General features: G+C 34.8%; 15 protein-coding genes and 1 pseudogene. 9 read left to right on the top strand and 7 right to left on the bottom strand.

Annotation, left to right across the window (positions count from 1 at the left end; all coding sequences use genetic code 11):
• Nucleotides 1-169: 169 nt before the first annotated feature.
• From H4J73_RS04285 to H4J73_RS04270, 4 genes are all read left to right on the top strand, one after another.
• Nucleotides 170-1,705 (top strand): amidase, encoded by a 1,536-nt coding sequence (locus H4J73_RS04285; protein ID WP_182178179.1) that lies wholly within the window; start codon nucleotides 170-172, stop codon nucleotides 1,703-1,705.
• Between the two features lie 105 nt (nucleotides 1,706-1,810).
• Entirely contained in the window at nucleotides 1,811-2,398 is a 588-nt protein-coding gene (locus H4J73_RS04280; protein WP_259366579.1) for a peroxiredoxin family protein, read from the top strand.
• 1,012 nt (nucleotides 2,399-3,410) lie between these two features.
• The gene (locus tag H4J73_RS04275; protein ID WP_182223216.1) at nucleotides 3,411-4,043 is read left to right on the top strand and encodes a fumarylacetoacetate hydrolase family protein; all 633 of its coding nucleotides are present in this window, start codon (nucleotides 3,411-3,413) and stop codon (nucleotides 4,041-4,043) included.
• A 159-nt stretch (nucleotides 4,044-4,202) separates the two neighbouring features.
• The gene (locus H4J73_RS04270) at nucleotides 4,203-5,978 is read left to right on the top strand and encodes a lysophospholipid acyltransferase family protein (protein ID WP_220460651.1); all 1,776 of its coding nucleotides are present in this window, start codon (nucleotides 4,203-4,205) and stop codon (nucleotides 5,976-5,978) included.
• Between the two features lie 49 nt (nucleotides 5,979-6,027).
• Here the strand turns inward: H4J73_RS04270 and H4J73_RS04265 are convergent, their stop codons facing one another.
• Genes H4J73_RS04265 through H4J73_RS04250 form a run of 4 tightly spaced genes read right to left on the bottom strand, consistent with a single transcriptional unit; the run spans nucleotide 6,028 to nucleotide 8,347 of the window.
• Nucleotides 6,028-6,783: an NRDE family protein gene (locus H4J73_RS04265; protein WP_182178175.1), complete on the bottom strand. Its 756-nt coding sequence runs from the start codon at nucleotides 6,781-6,783 to the stop codon at nucleotides 6,028-6,030.
• A complete protein-coding gene (locus tag H4J73_RS04260) occupies nucleotides 6,784-7,368 on the bottom strand; it encodes a hypothetical protein (RefSeq protein WP_182178173.1) in 585 nt (194 codons plus the stop codon). It lies immediately after the preceding gene.
• 27 nt (nucleotides 7,369-7,395) lie between these two features.
• On the bottom strand, nucleotides 7,396-7,677 hold the full coding sequence (locus H4J73_RS04255; RefSeq protein WP_182223217.1) for a zf-HC2 domain-containing protein: 282 nt from the start codon (nucleotides 7,675-7,677) through the stop codon (nucleotides 7,396-7,398).
• A 1-nt stretch (nucleotide 7,678) separates the two neighbouring features.
• Nucleotides 7,679-8,347, bottom strand: a complete 669-nt coding sequence (locus tag H4J73_RS04250) for a sigma-70 family RNA polymerase sigma factor (protein WP_182178169.1) — start codon at nucleotides 8,345-8,347, stop codon at nucleotides 7,679-7,681.
• Nucleotides 8,348-8,492: 145 nt separating this feature from the next.
• On the opposite strand from H4J73_RS04250, the gene H4J73_RS04245 reads away from it, so the two are divergent.
• On the top strand, nucleotides 8,493-9,089 hold the full coding sequence (locus H4J73_RS04245; RefSeq protein WP_182223246.1) for a DoxX family protein: 597 nt from the start codon (nucleotides 8,493-8,495) through the stop codon (nucleotides 9,087-9,089).
• A gap of 124 nt (nucleotides 9,090-9,213) precedes the next feature.
• On the opposite strand, the gene H4J73_RS04240 is transcribed toward H4J73_RS04245, so the two are convergent.
• Nucleotides 9,214-9,942 (bottom strand): ABC transporter substrate-binding protein, encoded by a 729-nt coding sequence (locus tag H4J73_RS04240; RefSeq protein WP_259367928.1) that lies wholly within the window; start codon nucleotides 9,940-9,942, stop codon nucleotides 9,214-9,216.
• A 367-nt stretch (nucleotides 9,943-10,309) separates the two neighbouring features.
• On the opposite strand from H4J73_RS04240, the gene hflX reads away from it, so the two are divergent.
• Nucleotides 10,310-11,662, top strand: a complete 1,353-nt coding sequence (hflX, locus tag H4J73_RS04235; RefSeq protein ID WP_182178167.1) for a GTPase HflX — start codon at nucleotides 10,310-10,312, stop codon at nucleotides 11,660-11,662.
• Nucleotides 11,663-11,769: 107 nt separating this feature from the next.
• Here hflX and H4J73_RS04230 read toward each other — a convergent pair whose 3' ends face one another.
• Nucleotides 11,770-13,443, bottom strand: a complete 1,674-nt coding sequence (locus H4J73_RS04230) for a DUF342 domain-containing protein (protein ID WP_182178166.1) — start codon at nucleotides 13,441-13,443, stop codon at nucleotides 11,770-11,772.
• A 262-nt stretch (nucleotides 13,444-13,705) separates the two neighbouring features.
• Between H4J73_RS04230 and H4J73_RS04225 the strand changes: the two genes are divergently transcribed.
• Nucleotides 13,706-14,929: an EAL and HDOD domain-containing protein gene (locus tag H4J73_RS04225; protein ID WP_182178164.1), complete on the top strand. Its 1,224-nt coding sequence runs from the start codon at nucleotides 13,706-13,708 to the stop codon at nucleotides 14,927-14,929.
• Nucleotides 14,930-14,971: 42 nt separating this feature from the next.
• Here H4J73_RS04225 and tnpA read toward each other — a convergent pair.
• Nucleotides 14,972-15,253: pseudogene (tnpA, locus tag H4J73_RS04220) on the bottom strand (IS200/IS605 family transposase); the annotation flags it as partial.
• A gap of 33 nt (nucleotides 15,254-15,286) precedes the next feature.
• On the opposite strand from tnpA, the gene H4J73_RS20900 reads away from it, so the two are divergent.
• Both H4J73_RS20900 and H4J73_RS04210 read left to right on the top strand, forming a co-directional pair.
• A complete protein-coding gene (locus H4J73_RS20900; RefSeq protein WP_182178162.1) occupies nucleotides 15,287-15,517 on the top strand; it encodes a hypothetical protein in 231 nt (76 codons plus the stop codon).
• Between the two features lie 2 nt (nucleotides 15,518-15,519).
• Nucleotides 15,520-15,717, top strand: coding sequence for a hypothetical protein (locus tag H4J73_RS04210; protein ID WP_182178160.1), 198 nt, complete (start codon nucleotides 15,520-15,522; stop codon nucleotides 15,715-15,717).
• The last annotated feature ends 534 nt before the right edge of the window (nucleotides 15,718-16,251 follow it).

Below are 16,251 nucleotides of genomic sequence, written 5' to 3'. Positions count from 1 at the left end.
CTAAAATTTATAATTGCGTGAAGCCTTTCTCATTCTTTATGACGATCCATATTTGTATAGATTTGATAACACTCATTACACTTTATTTTTGTTTAAATATTAACCGCCTATAGACAAGTCCCCCCTGTTTCAATTATAAAACGTACAACGTTATACTTTAGGAATACGCATGAAGGTTTTTCAACACTTAGCTTTACTCATTTTATTAGTCACCATCACTTTTGATGTTAGTGCAGAAATTAATGAAAGCACTACCATTAATGATATTCACCAGCAAATGCAAAGCAAGCAGTTAACCAGTGAACAATTAGTTCAATTTTATTTAAAACGTATTGAAGCCTTTGATGATAAAGGCATGAAATTGAATTCAGTTGTACAACTAAATGAAAATGCACTGCAGCAAGCAAAAGCACTTGACCGTTATTTTCTTGAAAATGGTTTTAAAGGCAGTTTGCACGGTATTCCCATTCTCCTTAAAGACAATATTGACACTACAGACGGTATGGCAAATACCGCAGGTTCAGTTGCCTTAGCCAAAAATTTTCCAGAAAATGATGCTTTTTTGGTAAAACAACTTAAAGAGGCTGGCGCTATTATTTTAGGAAAAACCAATTTAAGTGAATGGGCAAATTTTCGTTCAACAGCTTCGTCAAGTGGATGGAGCGGCTTATATGGACAAAGTAGAAACCCTTACGATATAACAACCAGCCCTTGTGGATCTAGCTCTGGCTCTGGCATTGCTGCCGCTGCAAACTTTGCAACGGTGTCTATTGGTACTGAAACTGATGGCTCGGTTACTTGTCCTGCTGCCATTAACGGTATTGTGGGGATCAAACCCACATTAGGTACAGTAAGCCGTGACGGTATTATCCCTATCGCTCATAGTCAAGATACCGCAGGTCCTATGGCTAAAAACGTTACTGATGCGGTTATTCTTTTATCTGCAATGGTAAAAGCAGACAAAGATGATCAAGATGTTGTGTCTTCAAATATAGATTATTTATCGCACTTAAAGCTTGATGGTGTAAAAGGTAAACGTATCGGTATTGCGCGCAATTTAATGGGCTATCACAAAGGGCTAGACAAGGTGTTTAGTCAGGCCGTTCTAGACCTTAAAAAGCAAGGTGCGTTGATCGTTGACAATGTTAACTTTGAAAATAAAGATCAATGGGGTGATGCTGAATTTGAAGTGCTTCTTTACGAGTTTAAAGATGAACTTAATAAGTATCTGGCCAAAACTGCACTCGGGATACCCAAATCGCTGAGTGAACTGATTGAGTTCAACACAAAAAATGCTAATGTTGAAATGAAGTATTTTGGACAAGAAATATTTTTAATGGCACAAGCTAAAGGAAGTATTACGGACAAAAATTATTTGGAAGCACTCGAAAAAGCGAAGCGACTAACACAAGAGGAAGGTATTGATGCTTTGCTTGAAAAGCACAATCTCGACATGATAATTGCTCCAACTACGGGACCCGCATGGAAAACTGATTGGATAAATGGAGACCATTACTTAGGTGCTGCATCTTCTGCAGCAGCAATTTCAGGTTATCCCCATATAACAATACCTATGGGGTATGTTCATGGTTTACCTGTTGGTTTATCAATGTTTTCTGGCAAATTAAAAGAGGGGACATTGATTGAGGCTGCTTTTGGTTATGAACAAGCAACTAAACATCGTGTTGCACCAAAACTGCAGTAATTTATATATTATAAAATTGATGAGACTTGATGAATTAAATCTTGGCAAAGCACGGTCTATAGGGTTTATAACAAAAAATTATTCATAAAAGAGTTTATAAAAGCCATGATACATAAGACAAAATCTATATTTTTCATGTCGGTAGTTGCCATATTGCTATTGCCGATTATTTTTATTAAAGCGGCATTTTCACAGCAGGTCTCGATAAATGTAGGGCCAGTTGTTGGTGATAAAGCCCCCACGTTAACGGTAATAGATGAGACAAAATCAGCGGTTAACATTAAAGATATTACGGCTGAAAAAGGGGGGGTTATTCTTTTTTTTCGTTCAGCTGACTGGTGTCCATTTTGTAAACGTCATTTAATAGAATTCAATGAATATGCGGATAAATTTAAAGCCTTAGGTTATGGCGTTGCAGCTATATCTTATGATAATACTGATATTTTGAATAGCTTCTCTCAAGCAAACAATCTTGACTTTCCTTTATTATCAGATCAAGGCGCAGCAACAGTAAAAGCTTATGGTATTCTTAATAAAGATTATCAAGTAGATGATGATAATTATGGTATCCCTTATCCTGGTGTTGTGATTATAAATCCTGATGGAAACATTGATCATAAATATTTTTTTAAAGGTTATCGCAATCGTGTGAAGTTCTCTGATTTATTTGAACAGTTAAGCACACGCAATTAAACAGCTAGATTTCCACTTTAAAAAACAGCTGTTTTTTATAAAGCACTAAAGTGTCACTGCTTTTGGAAAATTTTGATAAAAAATACGACGGCTATAGAGGTTGCCACTTTTTTATTGATAAAAAATAAATAGGTTAAATAGTAGTTTACTTTATCTTTTAACCTGTTTATAGTGACACCGTTATCTAATCGCCTCTCGTTTATTTAACCAATTATGACACGTAGTTATTATTTGTTATGATTAATGTTTTGTCTTTCCCTTTCACAGTCAGCCATAACTCAAATTATCAAGCCTAAATTGTTGTCTGAGGTTATCAAGATTCATTATTCTCTTGATCAGATATTTATAAATATCTAAACGTTTTCACACAGTAATATGGCTTTTATTATTAATGCGCAGATGCGCAAATTAAAGAGTTTTATTATGTCTTATACATATAAAGGAATGATTTATTCAATTAAGTCACCTATTAATTCCATTTCAGTTAACAAACATAATGTTGTTGTTAACGATCAAAATGGTACAAAGTTAATCAAGTTTGGCAATATTACCGATTCTAAATGTTTTTTAGAATGGGTATACCAAGCTTAGTAAGCAAGATAAACCCTCACTAATCACTATTAGCTGAGGGTATGATTTTAATAACAATGAAGTTTACCCCCTTAAAGCTTTATCTAAATATATGCCATTGAGTTTGGTTTAATTTAAAACAACTTCTCCCCGTGCTTTAAAATTTTTTGTAACGAGTGCAACACCATAGTGACAATAATTTCTTCTCTATCAATTATTTACTCACATTTCATAACCTGATTTTATAGTCAGTTAATATTTCAATGTTACTGCTGCGTCTAGCCTCGTGCCCAGTGCTTGAACCACTCTGAGTAAACGTTAAATTATTGCTCTTCTTCTCCTATATAAATTTAGGGTTTTACGGTAGATTATAGTGATCAAATAAGGTCTATTGTGTGGTTTGCAGAACAACCCAAAGCATCCGAATACAGGAAAAGTATAAATGAACAATGTTAAGTATGAAGGTATAAACTTTCAGCCAACTAAGATTGTCTGCATCGGCAGAAATTATGTAGAACATATCGAAGAGCTAAACAACGAGACACCCTCTGAGCCTGTGATTTTTATTAAGCCTAATTCCGCTATCTCTGACCATATTGAAAGTAATCAAGATGAAGAAATACATTATGAGGGTGAAATTAGTTTTATTATTGAAAACAATAAAATCTCTGGTATTGGTTTTGGCCTAGATCTAACTAAAAGAGCGGTACAAAAAGTACTTAAGTCTAAAGGGTTACCTTGGGAGCGAGCTAAAGCTTTTAATAAATCGGCGGTGTTTAGCGATTTTGTAAGGTGTAGTGATGATTATAAAAGTTATAAAATGGAACTATTTATAGACAACCACCTTAAGCAATTAGCCAATTATGAGCTTATGATCAACAAACCTGAAATATTAGTTGCTGAAATACAAACATTTTTAACACTTGAAGATGGCGATATCATTATGACAGGCACACCAAAAGGTGTTGGAGTAATAAATTCAGGTGAATTATTTACCGCTAAAATATATAAAAATGAACAAGTTATTATTGAAAAATCGTGGTGTGTTGATTCATTGTACAGAGAAGAACAGTGACATTTGAGTAAAATTTGTAACTTGTTAATCACTTCTAACATCAAAAAGTAGAGTCGAGTTTTTTAGCTGTATTTAACTAGTTGATTAACTCAGTAATAACTTAGCGAAGTTATATAACCTCTTTAGGCTTATCCTTTTTCCTTATTAATTGAAGATATTATGAACATTGAACCATTAGATAAACCTTATTCTGATTTGAGACTTGCTGCCATGGCGCCTAATACGTTTATGGGTAAAATTATTAAAGTTTTTGGTCCTTTCTTAGATAAGTTATTAGGCATAAATAAACTGCGTAATGTTTATGAGTCTTGTGAATTGTCGGGGTTAGACAAGCAACAGTTTTCACAAAAATTACTTGATGGCTTAGGTGTTCAGGTGTCAGGTGTTAACGGTGTTTTAGAAAAAGTACCACAAAGTGGTCGATGTGTTGTTGTCTGTAATCACCCTTATGGCATGATTGAGGGCGTTATTATTGCTCATTTGCTTACCGAATTTCGTTCAGACACCCAAGTAATGGCGAATGTTGGTTTACAAATATTTAAAGAAATTAAAGATTATTTCATTTTTGCTAACCCTTTAAAGCCAAAAGCCAAGATAAATACTCTGGCAATAAAGCAATGTTTTAGCCACCTTGAAAATGACGGTTTGTTGGTTGTATTTCCTGCGGGAAGGGTTTCGTTTTTTCAGTCAGACAAACAAAGAATAACCGATGGTGACTGGAATCGCTTAGTGATTAAACTTGCCCAAAAAACACGGGCACCTATTTTACCTGTTTTTATTTCTGGTACTAATAGTCAGTTATTCCATCGTATGGGCAGAATTTACTACCGCTTTCGACTGCTAATGTTGGCCCATGAAATGTTTAAATTACAAGCACATAATATTGATTTAAAAACCAATAACTTACTGTCAATTAAGCAACTTAATGAATTTAAAGGTATTAAAAGAATGAATGATTTTGTGCGGTTACAATGTTACTTAAATGATGAAAACTATTTTACGCCTTGGCTTGAAGATGACGACCCTATGGCATTTAAAAATATTATCCCGACCGCAGATAAAGTCAACATTAAAAGCGAACTTGCTCAGTTGCCTGATGAACAGCATTTATTAGATTTTAAATCATTCTCTGTTTATTATGGCTATCAAAAGCAAATACCACTATGTGTACAAGAAATCACTCGGTTGCGTGAAATAACCTTTCGAACGTTAGACGAAGGGAGCGGTGAAACATGTGATACCGACAAATTTGATGCAACGTATATGCACTTATTTATTTTCGATCATAAAAATGAAGAGATTATTGGTGCGTATCGAATTGGGCAGACTGACCTTTTACAGAATGAGGGAGGCGTATCACAACTTTATCTTTCGCAGATGTTTAACTTTAGTGGTGGTTTTATTAATCAGCAGCAACCTTGTTTAGAAATGGGGCGATCATTTATTATTGCAGCCCACCAAAACAGTTTTCATGGCTTATTATTATTATGGAAAGGTATTGGTGCGTTTGTTTGTCAAAACCCACACTATAGAACATTGTACGGTACGGTATCATTAAGTAAATTATATGACCCTCGTTCAGTTGCTTTAATCGATGAAGTTATGGTGACTAACAAAGCTGGAGTTAACGCTAAAGCAGCATTTAAAGGGCAACTTCATCCAGAAGTAAAAGATTTTATTAGCGCCACACCTGTCGAGCTAAATCAGTTGTCGGCATTAGTGATAGGAATAGAAGAAGACAGCAAAGATATTCCTGTATTATTGAAGCAGTATCATAAACTAGGGGCTATATTTCATTGCACCGGTATCGATGTTAACTTTAATCATACGCCAGGTTTATTGCTCAGTGTTAATTTACCCGAGGCGCCAGAAAAGCTATTAAAACTTTATCTAGGTTCATCTAAAACGGCGTATTTAAACTATGCTAAAAGCTAAAAGCTAAAAGTAAATGATTCATCAAGTGCGGTTAAAGTGATAATAAGTGTTACGCTAATGCCGGTCTCTGTTCTTTGAGACAGGCAACGGTATGAGATTTCTGCACAACATTGTCAAAATATTCGAAACAAATTTCATTTTTCTTAGATAAGTCACTGTTAACAGATATATGAGAAATACTAACGGTTCTCGCATCTTCTCTTTGCATATTTACAGAATACTGACCATTTTTTTCTGTTGAAAAATGAAAGTCTCTATGTTGATTTGAATGGGGGTTATTTATATCTACTGTACCGATAAAACGAGATTTTCTTTTTTTACTGACATCAATAAAGTCAATACTTGATGAGGTGATAGGTAAGTCAGCCTTAACATCAACACTTACATCAACAAGTTCACTTCCATCCCATTTTACACAATGAATCGTTGGGTTGTCTTTTGATAAAGTATCAGGAAAAACACACAGCTGAAAAGGTTGAAACACCTCTAAATCCATAACTTTTAATTGCTTAATAACACTTTCTTGGTTTTGCAATAAAGAAAAAATAAGCTGTCCACGGCTCATTATATTATCTTTATCTTTATTTATATTAACAACTGCTTGGTAATTGTTGAGCAGCGCGAGTGACATTCCTTGTTTAGTCACTGCAATCCAAGTTCCACCGCCCTGTGGGTCTATAGGGTAAATAGCATTATCAATTTGATGTGGTTGAGGGGGGATAGCCAACAAACGCGTGCGCTGTTCGTCACGATTAAAAAACAATTCATAGCCATTTTGATTAAGTAAATAGGTTAAAGTGCACATTTAATTCATCACGGGCATAGTCGTTTGGTGATTGTTCGTCTCTTTATTTTTGGCATCAACAGGCCGTTCACTGTTTTCTCTTAAAAAAGTTGCTGTTGCGGGAGCTAAGCCAAAGTTATGTGGTAGCTCTGTTGTTTGTACCGAACTTTTTTGAGTAAGAGATATTTGAGCAATCATGGCAAAATGGTGAACTGCATGGCTGCCGGCAAAAACTAATTCTCTAGCAATAGTGGTTTGTACTTTTTGAATATTTTCATTGTCTATTGACACTTCTGTTGATAACGTAACTATCTTACTTAAGTCATGCTGAGAAAGGTTTTTGATCCAAACCGTTATTTCAGTTAACTTCCCTGCGGCAAGCTCAGGAGATGACTCTATTTTACTCCCTCGAACTCTAACATCATAATTAATTAACTTGCTTTCTATACCTGATATTATCGCTAAATAATGATCAATAATATGCCGCATATGGGCACCTGCTGAACTCATAAAGTTAGGCGATGTAATTTCTGCATAATGTTTTTTAGACACTTTATTAAGGTATTGCTGAGCTTGTTCAATAATGCCTAATTGACCCATGACCATGCGGTTATATTTCCAATTGTGAATGAATTACTTAGATGTTCGACTTTTTAAGATAGCTTGCATAAGATCTTCAGGTATCTTGGTGGATTGATTCGTTTTAATAAATCCTGCTTGATAAATTCGAATGGCATTTACATACCCCTCTACATAATCCCTACATTCGCGGCACATGCTTAAGTGCAGTTTAAATGTAAACTTTTCAAGGTAAGACAAGTTTCCTTCATGAAAATCATACAAAAAACCATCAACCTCTTCACAGGTCAACATACCAGGCATATGTTGGGTCATTAATCGTTTAATCATTAGCATGTCAGTTCACCTTCCAATTGCTTTCTATGCTTGCTCTGTCTTCCTGTTCTAAAATAGCTCTTAAAAGTAATCTGGCCCGGTGTAATTGTGTTTTAACCGAAGCTTCAGACACCGCTAATATTTCGGCAGTTTCTTTGGTATTCATTTCTTGGATGTCTCTAAGCAGTATCACGTTACAATATTTTTCGGGAAGCTGGTAAATAATCTCACTAAGCGACAACTTTGCTTCACTTTTCTCAAAGAGCACTTCAATGTTGTTGCTTAAGGTATCTTCTAGATTATTACCTAGCTCATCAGCAAACACCGTTCGTTCACCGTATTCATTGTACCGTTGAGAAAACACTTCTAATGACGTGGTATTTTGTCTTTTTTTTTGTCTAAGCATCATTAATGCTTCATTAACGGTAATACGGTGTAACCAAGTAGAGAGCTGTGAATTTTTTTTAAATGAGGAAATATTCTTAAAAACTTGAATAAATGCTTTTTGCAAACATTCTTGAGCATCGTCATCAGTATAAAAAAAACGACGTGCTGTTGTATACATTCGAACACTATATTGACGAACGAGCGTTTCGTAAGCTAAATCTTTATTTTCTATTAGCCGTTCAATCAGTTCATTTTCTTTGTTTTTATCTTGGTTTAAAATTGCAGAAGGTTTTTTTTTCAACAATGTTGTAACCTTTTAAAGTGGGCAGCATCATAGTGGTAACTTAACGAATAATTAATCGAAAATCACTCTTTAATTTATCACTCTCTTTAATGTGATTTTTAATAAGGAACAAACATTGAAAATACAATTGATAAAAATCCACGCAATGTTAAATAAAACACGAGAAGTCGATTTTTTAGCACCGCTGTTATTGAGAATGTATTTAGTCCCCATATTTTGGATGGCAGGTACTAAAAAAATAGAAGGCTTTGAGGAAATTGTTGAGTGGTTCGGCAACTCTGAATGGGGCTTAGGGCTACCGTTTCCATTTTTAATGGCGTTCTTAGCCACAGCTACTGAATTTTTTGGCGCAATAGCCCTTTTTTTTGGCCTTGCAGTAAGATGGCTTTCACTACCTTTAATGTTCACTATGGTTGTTGCGGCAGGTACCGTTCATTGGGACAATGGTTGGCAAGCTATAACCGATCCAAGCGCTCCTTTTGCTAATGAGAGAGTTATTGAAGCATCCAATAAATTGGGCATCGTAAAAGAGGTACTGCAAGAACACACTAACTACGATTATATAACGTCAAGCGGTAGTGTTGTGATGCTAAATAACGGTATTGAGTTTTCTGTTACCTACTTTATTATGTTGATCGCATTACTTTTTTTAGGAGGGGGACGTTATCTAAGTGTCGATTATTGGCTTGAACGCGCTTTATACAAAGAGCAAAGGGCATTATCGTCATCAAACAAAGAATAATTGTTGTCAAATAATGAATGAAATTTTAGGGATTAAATCCCCTTTAAATATTATCTTGGACTGCCCTAGCTATGCTTGGTTTCTTTATAACATCCAGGTTAGGTAGATAAGTTAATGCAAAAGGTTACTTTTGCATTTGATGTTTTGAATAAATTTTTTCTATTGTCCCATTGGCTTTCAACTTTTTTATAACGTCATTCACTGTGTTTTTTAGCGATTGATCTTTAAAAGCCATATGTGAGTAGGTAAAAGGCCATAAATAATGCACAGTGAAGTTTTTACGGGCTACGTTTATATCGTTATTGTAATACTTGTTGCTTAAATCGTACCAAAATATATTGATATCGCCGACTCTAATATCCTTTATTCCCGAAAGCATGAGCTGAGTCGTTTTTTTAGGGTGTGCATGTTCGGAATATTTTGAATTTTTAGCGGCCATTTGCTTAAAGTCCTCACCGAGTAACACTGTTGCTCCTTGGTATGCAGCAATCGATTTCCCTTGTAAATCAGATATTTTATTAACTTTTAATTTTTTTGACTTTTTCGATATAGCAACGTCCCTAAAGCGAAATACGGGTTCAGATAAATAGGCATTTACCTTTGAGTTAGGGAAAACGTTCGAAGCAACATCAATTGACTTTCCGTAGTTAATTTCATGCAATATCCGGTTATTACTCATGGATATGTATTTTACTTTGTATTGAGGAAGTTGTTTGAATATTTCATCGATGATCTCAACAAATAAACCTTTTGTTCCTTTTTCAATAAAAAATGGAGGAAAATTACCCACTCCGACTTTTATAACTTGTTGCGCTATTGACGTTGTAGAGAACACAAGGAAATAGATAAACATGAGGCGACATAATGTTTTTGGCATTTATATACTAATACTTACAAATAAAATATAAGTGTAGGCAAATAATTGTAAATAAGAAAACTAAAAACACTTGATAAAATGATTTTTTTTTTTATTAAAATTCAGTAAGTTTTAGGTATTTTAGCCCATGGTAAATATTAAGATATGTTTACGGTACTAAGCCAAGTTATGTGTCTTTAATTTGTTGTTTAATACCGCCAAAGTTCAGTTATTTTTCATTAACAAAAATAAACTCTATATTTAGTCTGTTATTGCTCTATAAAGCTTACCTATAACAGCGTAGGATATTACAACTTTAGATATAAAATTAGGTTTGCACTTAGGTGCACTAACATAAAAAATTATGCAACCAACAGCAAAAGCATCACTTACCAACGCTCTACTTATTTCTATTTGTACACCTGATTTTAAGGGTGATGAAGCAACAGAGTCACTTGCAGAACTTGCACGTTTAGTGACTACCTTAGGATTTAAAGTAGTTGGCACTCAGTCGCAAAAGCAGAGTTCAACTAAAAAAGTTAATGTATTAGGTTTAGGTAAACTGGCCGAAATAGCTCATCTTACTGGTAATCAAGGGGCCGTCGAAGGCGTAGAAGACGATGAAAATTTAGCAGGCGAAGCAGAACTTACCCTTAATCCGGCAGATATCCCCTCAGAAAACCTCCCATTTGGCTGTGCCGACGTCGTGGTATTTGATTGTGACTTAAGCCCATCTCAGCTACGTAATGTTGAGAATCAATTAGGCGTAGAAGTATTTGATCGTACTGGCATTATCATTGAAATATTTAGTCGTCATGCCCGTACTAAAACAGCGAAATTACAAGTTGAAATCGCTCGCTTAAATTACGTGGCGCCACGACTTCGTGAAACATCATGTGGTGATAAAGAACGTCAAATGGGTAAAGGCGCTGGCGAAACGACGCTAGAACTAAATCGCCGTGCAGTGCGCGATCAATTAGCCGAGCTTAAACGTGAATTGGTTAGTGTTCAACATGAAATGAAAGGACGACGTACCCAACGTTCAGAGCTTTTTTGTGTCGCTTTAGTCGGGTATACCAATGCGGGTAAGTCCTCAATGATGCGAGCGATAACGGGTAGTGATGTTGCGGGTGAGAACAAGCTTTTTGCAACACTTGATACCACGGTTCGTGCCTTGTATCCGGCCACTCAACCACGAATATTAGTGTCAGATACGGTTGGCTTTATTAAAAAGTTACCACATGACTTAGTTGCTTCATTCCATTCAACCCTAGCAGAAGCCCATGACGCTTCATTATTGTTATATGTAGTAGATGCATCAGATCCTTCTTTTCGTTCTCAACTCGATGTCGTGCACGAAGTACTGGAAGAGGTGGGTGTTGAAGACAGTAAAAAGTTATTGGTACTGAACAAATCAGACCAACTTAGTGCTGAGCAACAACAAGTACTGATTGAAGAATTTCCTGATGCCATGATGACCTCAGCTCGTAATCCGCTTGATATCGCCAAACTACATAAATATATTGTTGGCGTTGCTGAGAACGAAATGATTGAAGAAGAAATTGTTATTCCTTATACAGCGAAAGGTATTATAGGTGAAATTCGATCCAGCATGAGCGTTACAAAAGAAGATTACGACTACAGTGAAATTAAGCTAACAGTAAGGTCTAATGCGATTGATTTAGCAAGGTTAAAAAAGCGCATGCTGAATTTATAAAATAATGCTGATGTTATTTTGGTGGTTTGAATTGGAAATTTATAAAGAAGTGTTCATATACACTTAAATAAAGCGTTTGGATGATTTATTCGTGTAGAGTTTGAATGTTAATTAACTATCGGCTCTACACTGATTTTATTTTCAAGCCATCTTACTTGCGTTGCTTCATGGTCTCGCTTAAAAACAGTCGTTTTATTTGATATTTCAATATTTACCCCGGAATGTATTGACTTGTATACCGACAGTTCAAAAGTCTCCAAATGTTTATTTATAGTACTCTCTTTTTCTAACCAGTTTTTATTGAGTTTACCTAACAAGTGTAAATGTTGTTTTAGTGCTTGATTAATGCGTTCTATTTGTTGAGTATTGTTGTCGTTAAGGTTATTAGCCTTGCGTAATAACTGATATATTCTCGGTAGTCGTCTCATTATTTTGTCCGCTTTTTCACGGGCACTTATTTTTAATTCTTCGGTGGTATTGACCCAATAATTTAAATTAAAGTTTGTCATTGCCCCACAACGAGACCCTAAAGTACCCACATGAACTGAGCCACCGGCAAGCACGGAAGTACCAAAAACTTTGCCATCTGCCTTTTCATTGGCAATATTGCCGACCCATAAATCACCCGCCACAATAATTTGGCTATGAGAAATATATTGGGTCACTTTAATATCATTTTTTGCAAAAATATCAGCGTATTGCACAAACTGCGCACTAACATCACCCTCTGCCTGAAGTACTGTGTTGTTCTCTAAATGGTTATCTTCAGAGACTTGGCGCCCAATAATTCCCAGTGCAATCGATATATTACCACCAGCAGCGATCGATGCTGATTCAACTATTCCACCTATCACTATGTCTTCACTTACAGATAACTCCATGCCTTCGCAAACATTTCCTTTAACATAAATTGAACCATCAAAACGGATATTACCTGTACCAACATCAATGTTTTCAACTTCGAGTAATGTGTTAACTGTGACACTATTGTCTAAATGTTTTGGCATACCATCAATCGTCGCAATGAGAATGTTATTGTTTTCATCCGAAAAAGATGAGCCGTCAGACTCTTCCAAAACAGCCGTTTCACCTGATACAGCATCAGTAATAGTTCCAATGACATTAAAGCCTTTAACACCGGCGGTTGGCGGTATTAACTTAGCTAACTTTTTACCTGTTTTTACGTGGATTAAATCACCTAATTCACGCATGTCTACATTGCCATTATCGAGCTTTTTTGGACACATAATACGGTCAGCGGGGTCATCCACTAAATATTTTATATATCCATCTTTTCCACTCGTGCTGGCTTTCCCCTTTGCTATTTCAGTCGTTATACTTTTTCCAGGTTGAAGTTGTATGCCATCTCTAACAATATTAATGAGGTTTTCTTTAATAATGCCTTTGGTTATATTGTTCTCTTTTAATATTTCTATAACATTTGCGTTTTTTATTTGTTTGCCGCTGTACCCTGCAGTGAGTTCTAGGGTCACAGACATGTTTTCAGGGCCTATAGTGACAGTTAAACTCGCATCAACAGCATGAGCAATAATTAAAGAGGTGCTGGAGGTCTCTTTTTTCTCATTATTTTCATTGGCCTTCACCACTTCTTCCAGCAGTAACGCCATTGCGCCGTCGATAAGTAAAAAAGCAGAGTACTCTGATAATGTAAATGCTCTTTGTAGTTTTTTGATGTTAGCTTTAGGCTGACCGTCAACAGGAGTGATGGTCATTAATAAATCTTTACCTTCACTTTCAAGGGTTAACGTTATATCGCACATATATTTTTCATCAACTTTTATCGCATTAATAAATGAGGTGAGCTATGTTTATTCTCTTATCGTTACTTAATAAATGTATACAGTAAAAAAAAGGTGTTATTAAGCTTTTTGAGTCTTTAATATGTTATTTATTTGTTCAATATTACTGCACATCCAACTTACCATAGGTTGATATTATATTATTTTATTTAATAAGTATTTAGAGTAGATTTTCTGGTAATAGTAACTATCCTTTAATAATAATAATTCATAGGTTTTATTAATGGAAAGAACGTTCAACACATTCATTGCAAGACAAGCTATCTTAGATATAAATCTTAAAACGATAGGTTATGAACTTCTTTTTAGAGATAGTTTAGACAATGTATTTAAAGAATCATCTCCTGAAAAAGCAACCTCAAAAGTAATACTTCAAAATCATATTCTGGGTAATTTAACCGATGTTTGTTTTGGTAAGTTAGCTTTTATTAATTTTGATGAGTTCACATTACTTCAAAACTCGCCCTTGTTGTTTAACCCAAGAGATATCGTTGTTGAAATTTTAGAGACTATTAATATATCAGAGGAGCTTATTTTTAATGTTTCTCAGCTCCATAAAAAAGGCTATAGGGTTGCGTTGGATGATTATGACTTTTCAAGTAAATGGGATAGCCTTTTCCCTTATATTTCGATTATTAAAATTGATATTGAAGAGGTTTCTTATGATCAAATTAAGGAACTTAAAAAACGATTACTTTCTACTGAAAGTCAAATAAAAATAATTGCTGAACGTATTGAAAATAATGAGCAATTCCAGCAGCTGAAAAAAATCGATATTGACTACTACCAAGGATACTTTTTTCACAAACCAGAGATAAAGTTAGGTACCTGCGTATCACCTTTGAAAATAAATTTAATTCAACTATTTTTAGAAGCCTATAAACCAAATTTAGATTTTGATCAATTAACTCAAATTATTAGCCGTGATGTTACTTTGGTGAGCGGAATATTAAAATTGGTTAATAGTGCAGCAGAGTGCGGTAATATTGAAATCACTTCAATTAAACAAGCTATTACCTATTTGGGTACAAATAAAATAAAGCAGTATGTCGCGATAATATCCATGTCGACATTATCATCTGATAGTTCACCAGAGCTTTTTATAGAGTCATTAGTTCGCGCTAAAATGATGGAGCTAATCGCTGAAGAAAAACCATTTAACCATCTCAAAGATAAAGCCTTCTTAACCGGTATACTAAGTAACTTAGATGCCATACTAAACTTACCAATGAAAGATGTAGTGAAAGACTTTATTTTTTCACAAGACATTAAATTTGCCCTCACTAATGAGCAAGGAGAGTTATCTGAGCTATTAGCGTTGGCGAAGTATTATGAAGTGCCTAATCGCCAAAATGGGCGAAGTTTTGTTGCAACCGATAAGATCTCTGAAGCTACTCTTTTAAATTGTTATTATGAATCATTAAAGTGGGGAGTGAGCATTGTCTAAGACTTCGCTCCTTTCATGATTAAGAGTGACAGGCCGGCCATGTTAACTCGCCTTGAACGAGTCTTTGGACAGCCAGTATCCAGTTAATAAAACATTGATGGAACTGTTCGTAATTATTACCTGGTTTTTAACATACTTTCGGATCATAGATTCATCGCCATGCTTACCAACTGTACTTGTAAAATAACCATCAGACCAAAATTCTCCACCCCATAATTGTTTTTTAACATAAGTAAATTTTTTGAAAATTTCTATTGCTGTTAAGCTTTTTATCATCGTTACAAGTTTCGTAATGCTATACATTGGAACCGACTGAACTAATACCAATTACATTAATTTTGTAATCTAATTGTAGGTATGAAATATATTACTCAAAAACAATTATCTGAGAAATTAGAGCCTATTAATTTACAGGTACTTATTGCTCAAGAGACCAATGGTAGAATGCGAATTCGTCTATTAGCTTTATCACACATCAAAGACGGAGCTGACAGAGCCCAAACAGGTAGACACAGCGTGGTCATAATGGATGTTCGGGGTGGCATACAGAAAATGTTGTTGATGAATTTGATAATGTTAGCATCATAAAGTTGCCAGTTTATTCACCTGAATTGAATCCAGTTGAGCAGGTATGGCAGTGGTTAAGACAGAATGAATTAGCGAATAAATGTTCTAAGGATTATGACGATATTGTTGAATCTTGTAGTCATGCATGGCATATCTTTATAAGTAATATAGAACAGGTGAAAAATATATGTTTTAGAGATTGGCTCAATTTGGGGTGTTAATTAGTGTAATTGGTATAACAACTTGATTTAACGAAAAGTGTACTAGCTCTTTGGATTCAAAATGTTCCGAGAGGCCATATGAGAATTAATCTCATATGTTACCGACCTCTTTTATTATATTGCTTTGCGAAAACCACTCATGCCAAATAAGCTACTAAGTATGGCTAAGCTTAATGGGTGATCAGGTGGTTTTTTGAGATAAGAGGTCAAGTTTTGGGGGGCATTAAATAACTAAAAGTAATTTATTTATATTTAAAACACAAAGGTAATACCAATTTCATTAATTAGGTGATCTACTTTATACGCAGGAAAAATGACCAAACACAAGGCGTTTATTTTAATAACCAGTTGTTCTAATTATCAAATAACGCAGTAGCTGGTTGTTTTAACCAGTAAAAATGCACAGATAATTAGTGAAATTGGTATAAAAATAAAATAAAATACAGTTAAATAAAGTTAAATAAAGTTAAATGTTAGGATTCAAACATGATATTTTTAAAAAAACTAAAACCATCAATTTTAACTGCTTTTATA

This window comes from Colwellia sp. MB3u-41 (genome assembly GCF_014076845.1).
Taxonomy (GTDB): Bacteria; Pseudomonadota; Gammaproteobacteria; order Enterobacterales; family Alteromonadaceae; genus Colwellia_A.
The sequence above is the reverse complement of the archived record's forward strand: the minus strand, read 5'-3'. Positions and strand labels throughout refer to the sequence as shown.

What these genes read in the sequence shown, in the direction of transcription:
- H4J73_RS04285 (WP_182178179.1), top strand. Translation starts at nt 170, where the DNA reads ATGAAGGTTTTTCAACACTTAGCTTTACTCATTTTATTAGTCACCATC.
- H4J73_RS04280 (WP_259366579.1), top strand. Translation starts at nt 1,811, where the DNA reads ATGATACATAAGACAAAATCTATATTTTTCATGTCGGTAGTTGCCATA.
- H4J73_RS04275 (WP_182223216.1), top strand. Translation starts at nt 3,411, where the DNA reads ATGAACAATGTTAAGTATGAAGGTATAAACTTTCAGCCAACTAAGATT.
- H4J73_RS04270 (WP_220460651.1), top strand. Translation starts at nt 4,203, where the DNA reads ATGAACATTGAACCATTAGATAAACCTTATTCTGATTTGAGACTTGCT.
- H4J73_RS04265 (WP_182178175.1), bottom strand. Translation starts at nt 6,783, where the DNA reads ATGTGCACTTTAACCTATTTACTTAATCAAAATGGCTATGAATTGTTT.
- H4J73_RS04260 (WP_182178173.1), bottom strand. Translation starts at nt 7,368, where the DNA reads ATGGTCATGGGTCAATTAGGCATTATTGAACAAGCTCAGCAATACCTT.
- H4J73_RS04255 (WP_182223217.1), bottom strand. Translation starts at nt 7,677, where the DNA reads ATGCTAATGATTAAACGATTAATGACCCAACATATGCCTGGTATGTTG.
- H4J73_RS04245 (WP_182223246.1), top strand. Translation starts at nt 8,493, where the DNA reads ATGTTAAATAAAACACGAGAAGTCGATTTTTTAGCACCGCTGTTATTG.
- H4J73_RS04240 (WP_259367928.1), bottom strand. Translation starts at nt 9,942, where the DNA reads ATGTTTATCTATTTCCTTGTGTTCTCTACAACGTCAATAGCGCAACAA.
- hflX (WP_182178167.1), top strand. Translation starts at nt 10,310, where the DNA reads ATGCAACCAACAGCAAAAGCATCACTTACCAACGCTCTACTTATTTCT.
- H4J73_RS04230 (WP_182178166.1), bottom strand. Translation starts at nt 13,443, where the DNA reads ATGTGCGATATAACGTTAACCCTTGAAAGTGAAGGTAAAGATTTATTA.
- H4J73_RS04225 (WP_182178164.1), top strand. Translation starts at nt 13,706, where the DNA reads ATGGAAAGAACGTTCAACACATTCATTGCAAGACAAGCTATCTTAGAT.
- H4J73_RS20900 (WP_182178162.1), top strand. Translation starts at nt 15,287, where the DNA reads ATGAAATATATTACTCAAAAACAATTATCTGAGAAATTAGAGCCTATT.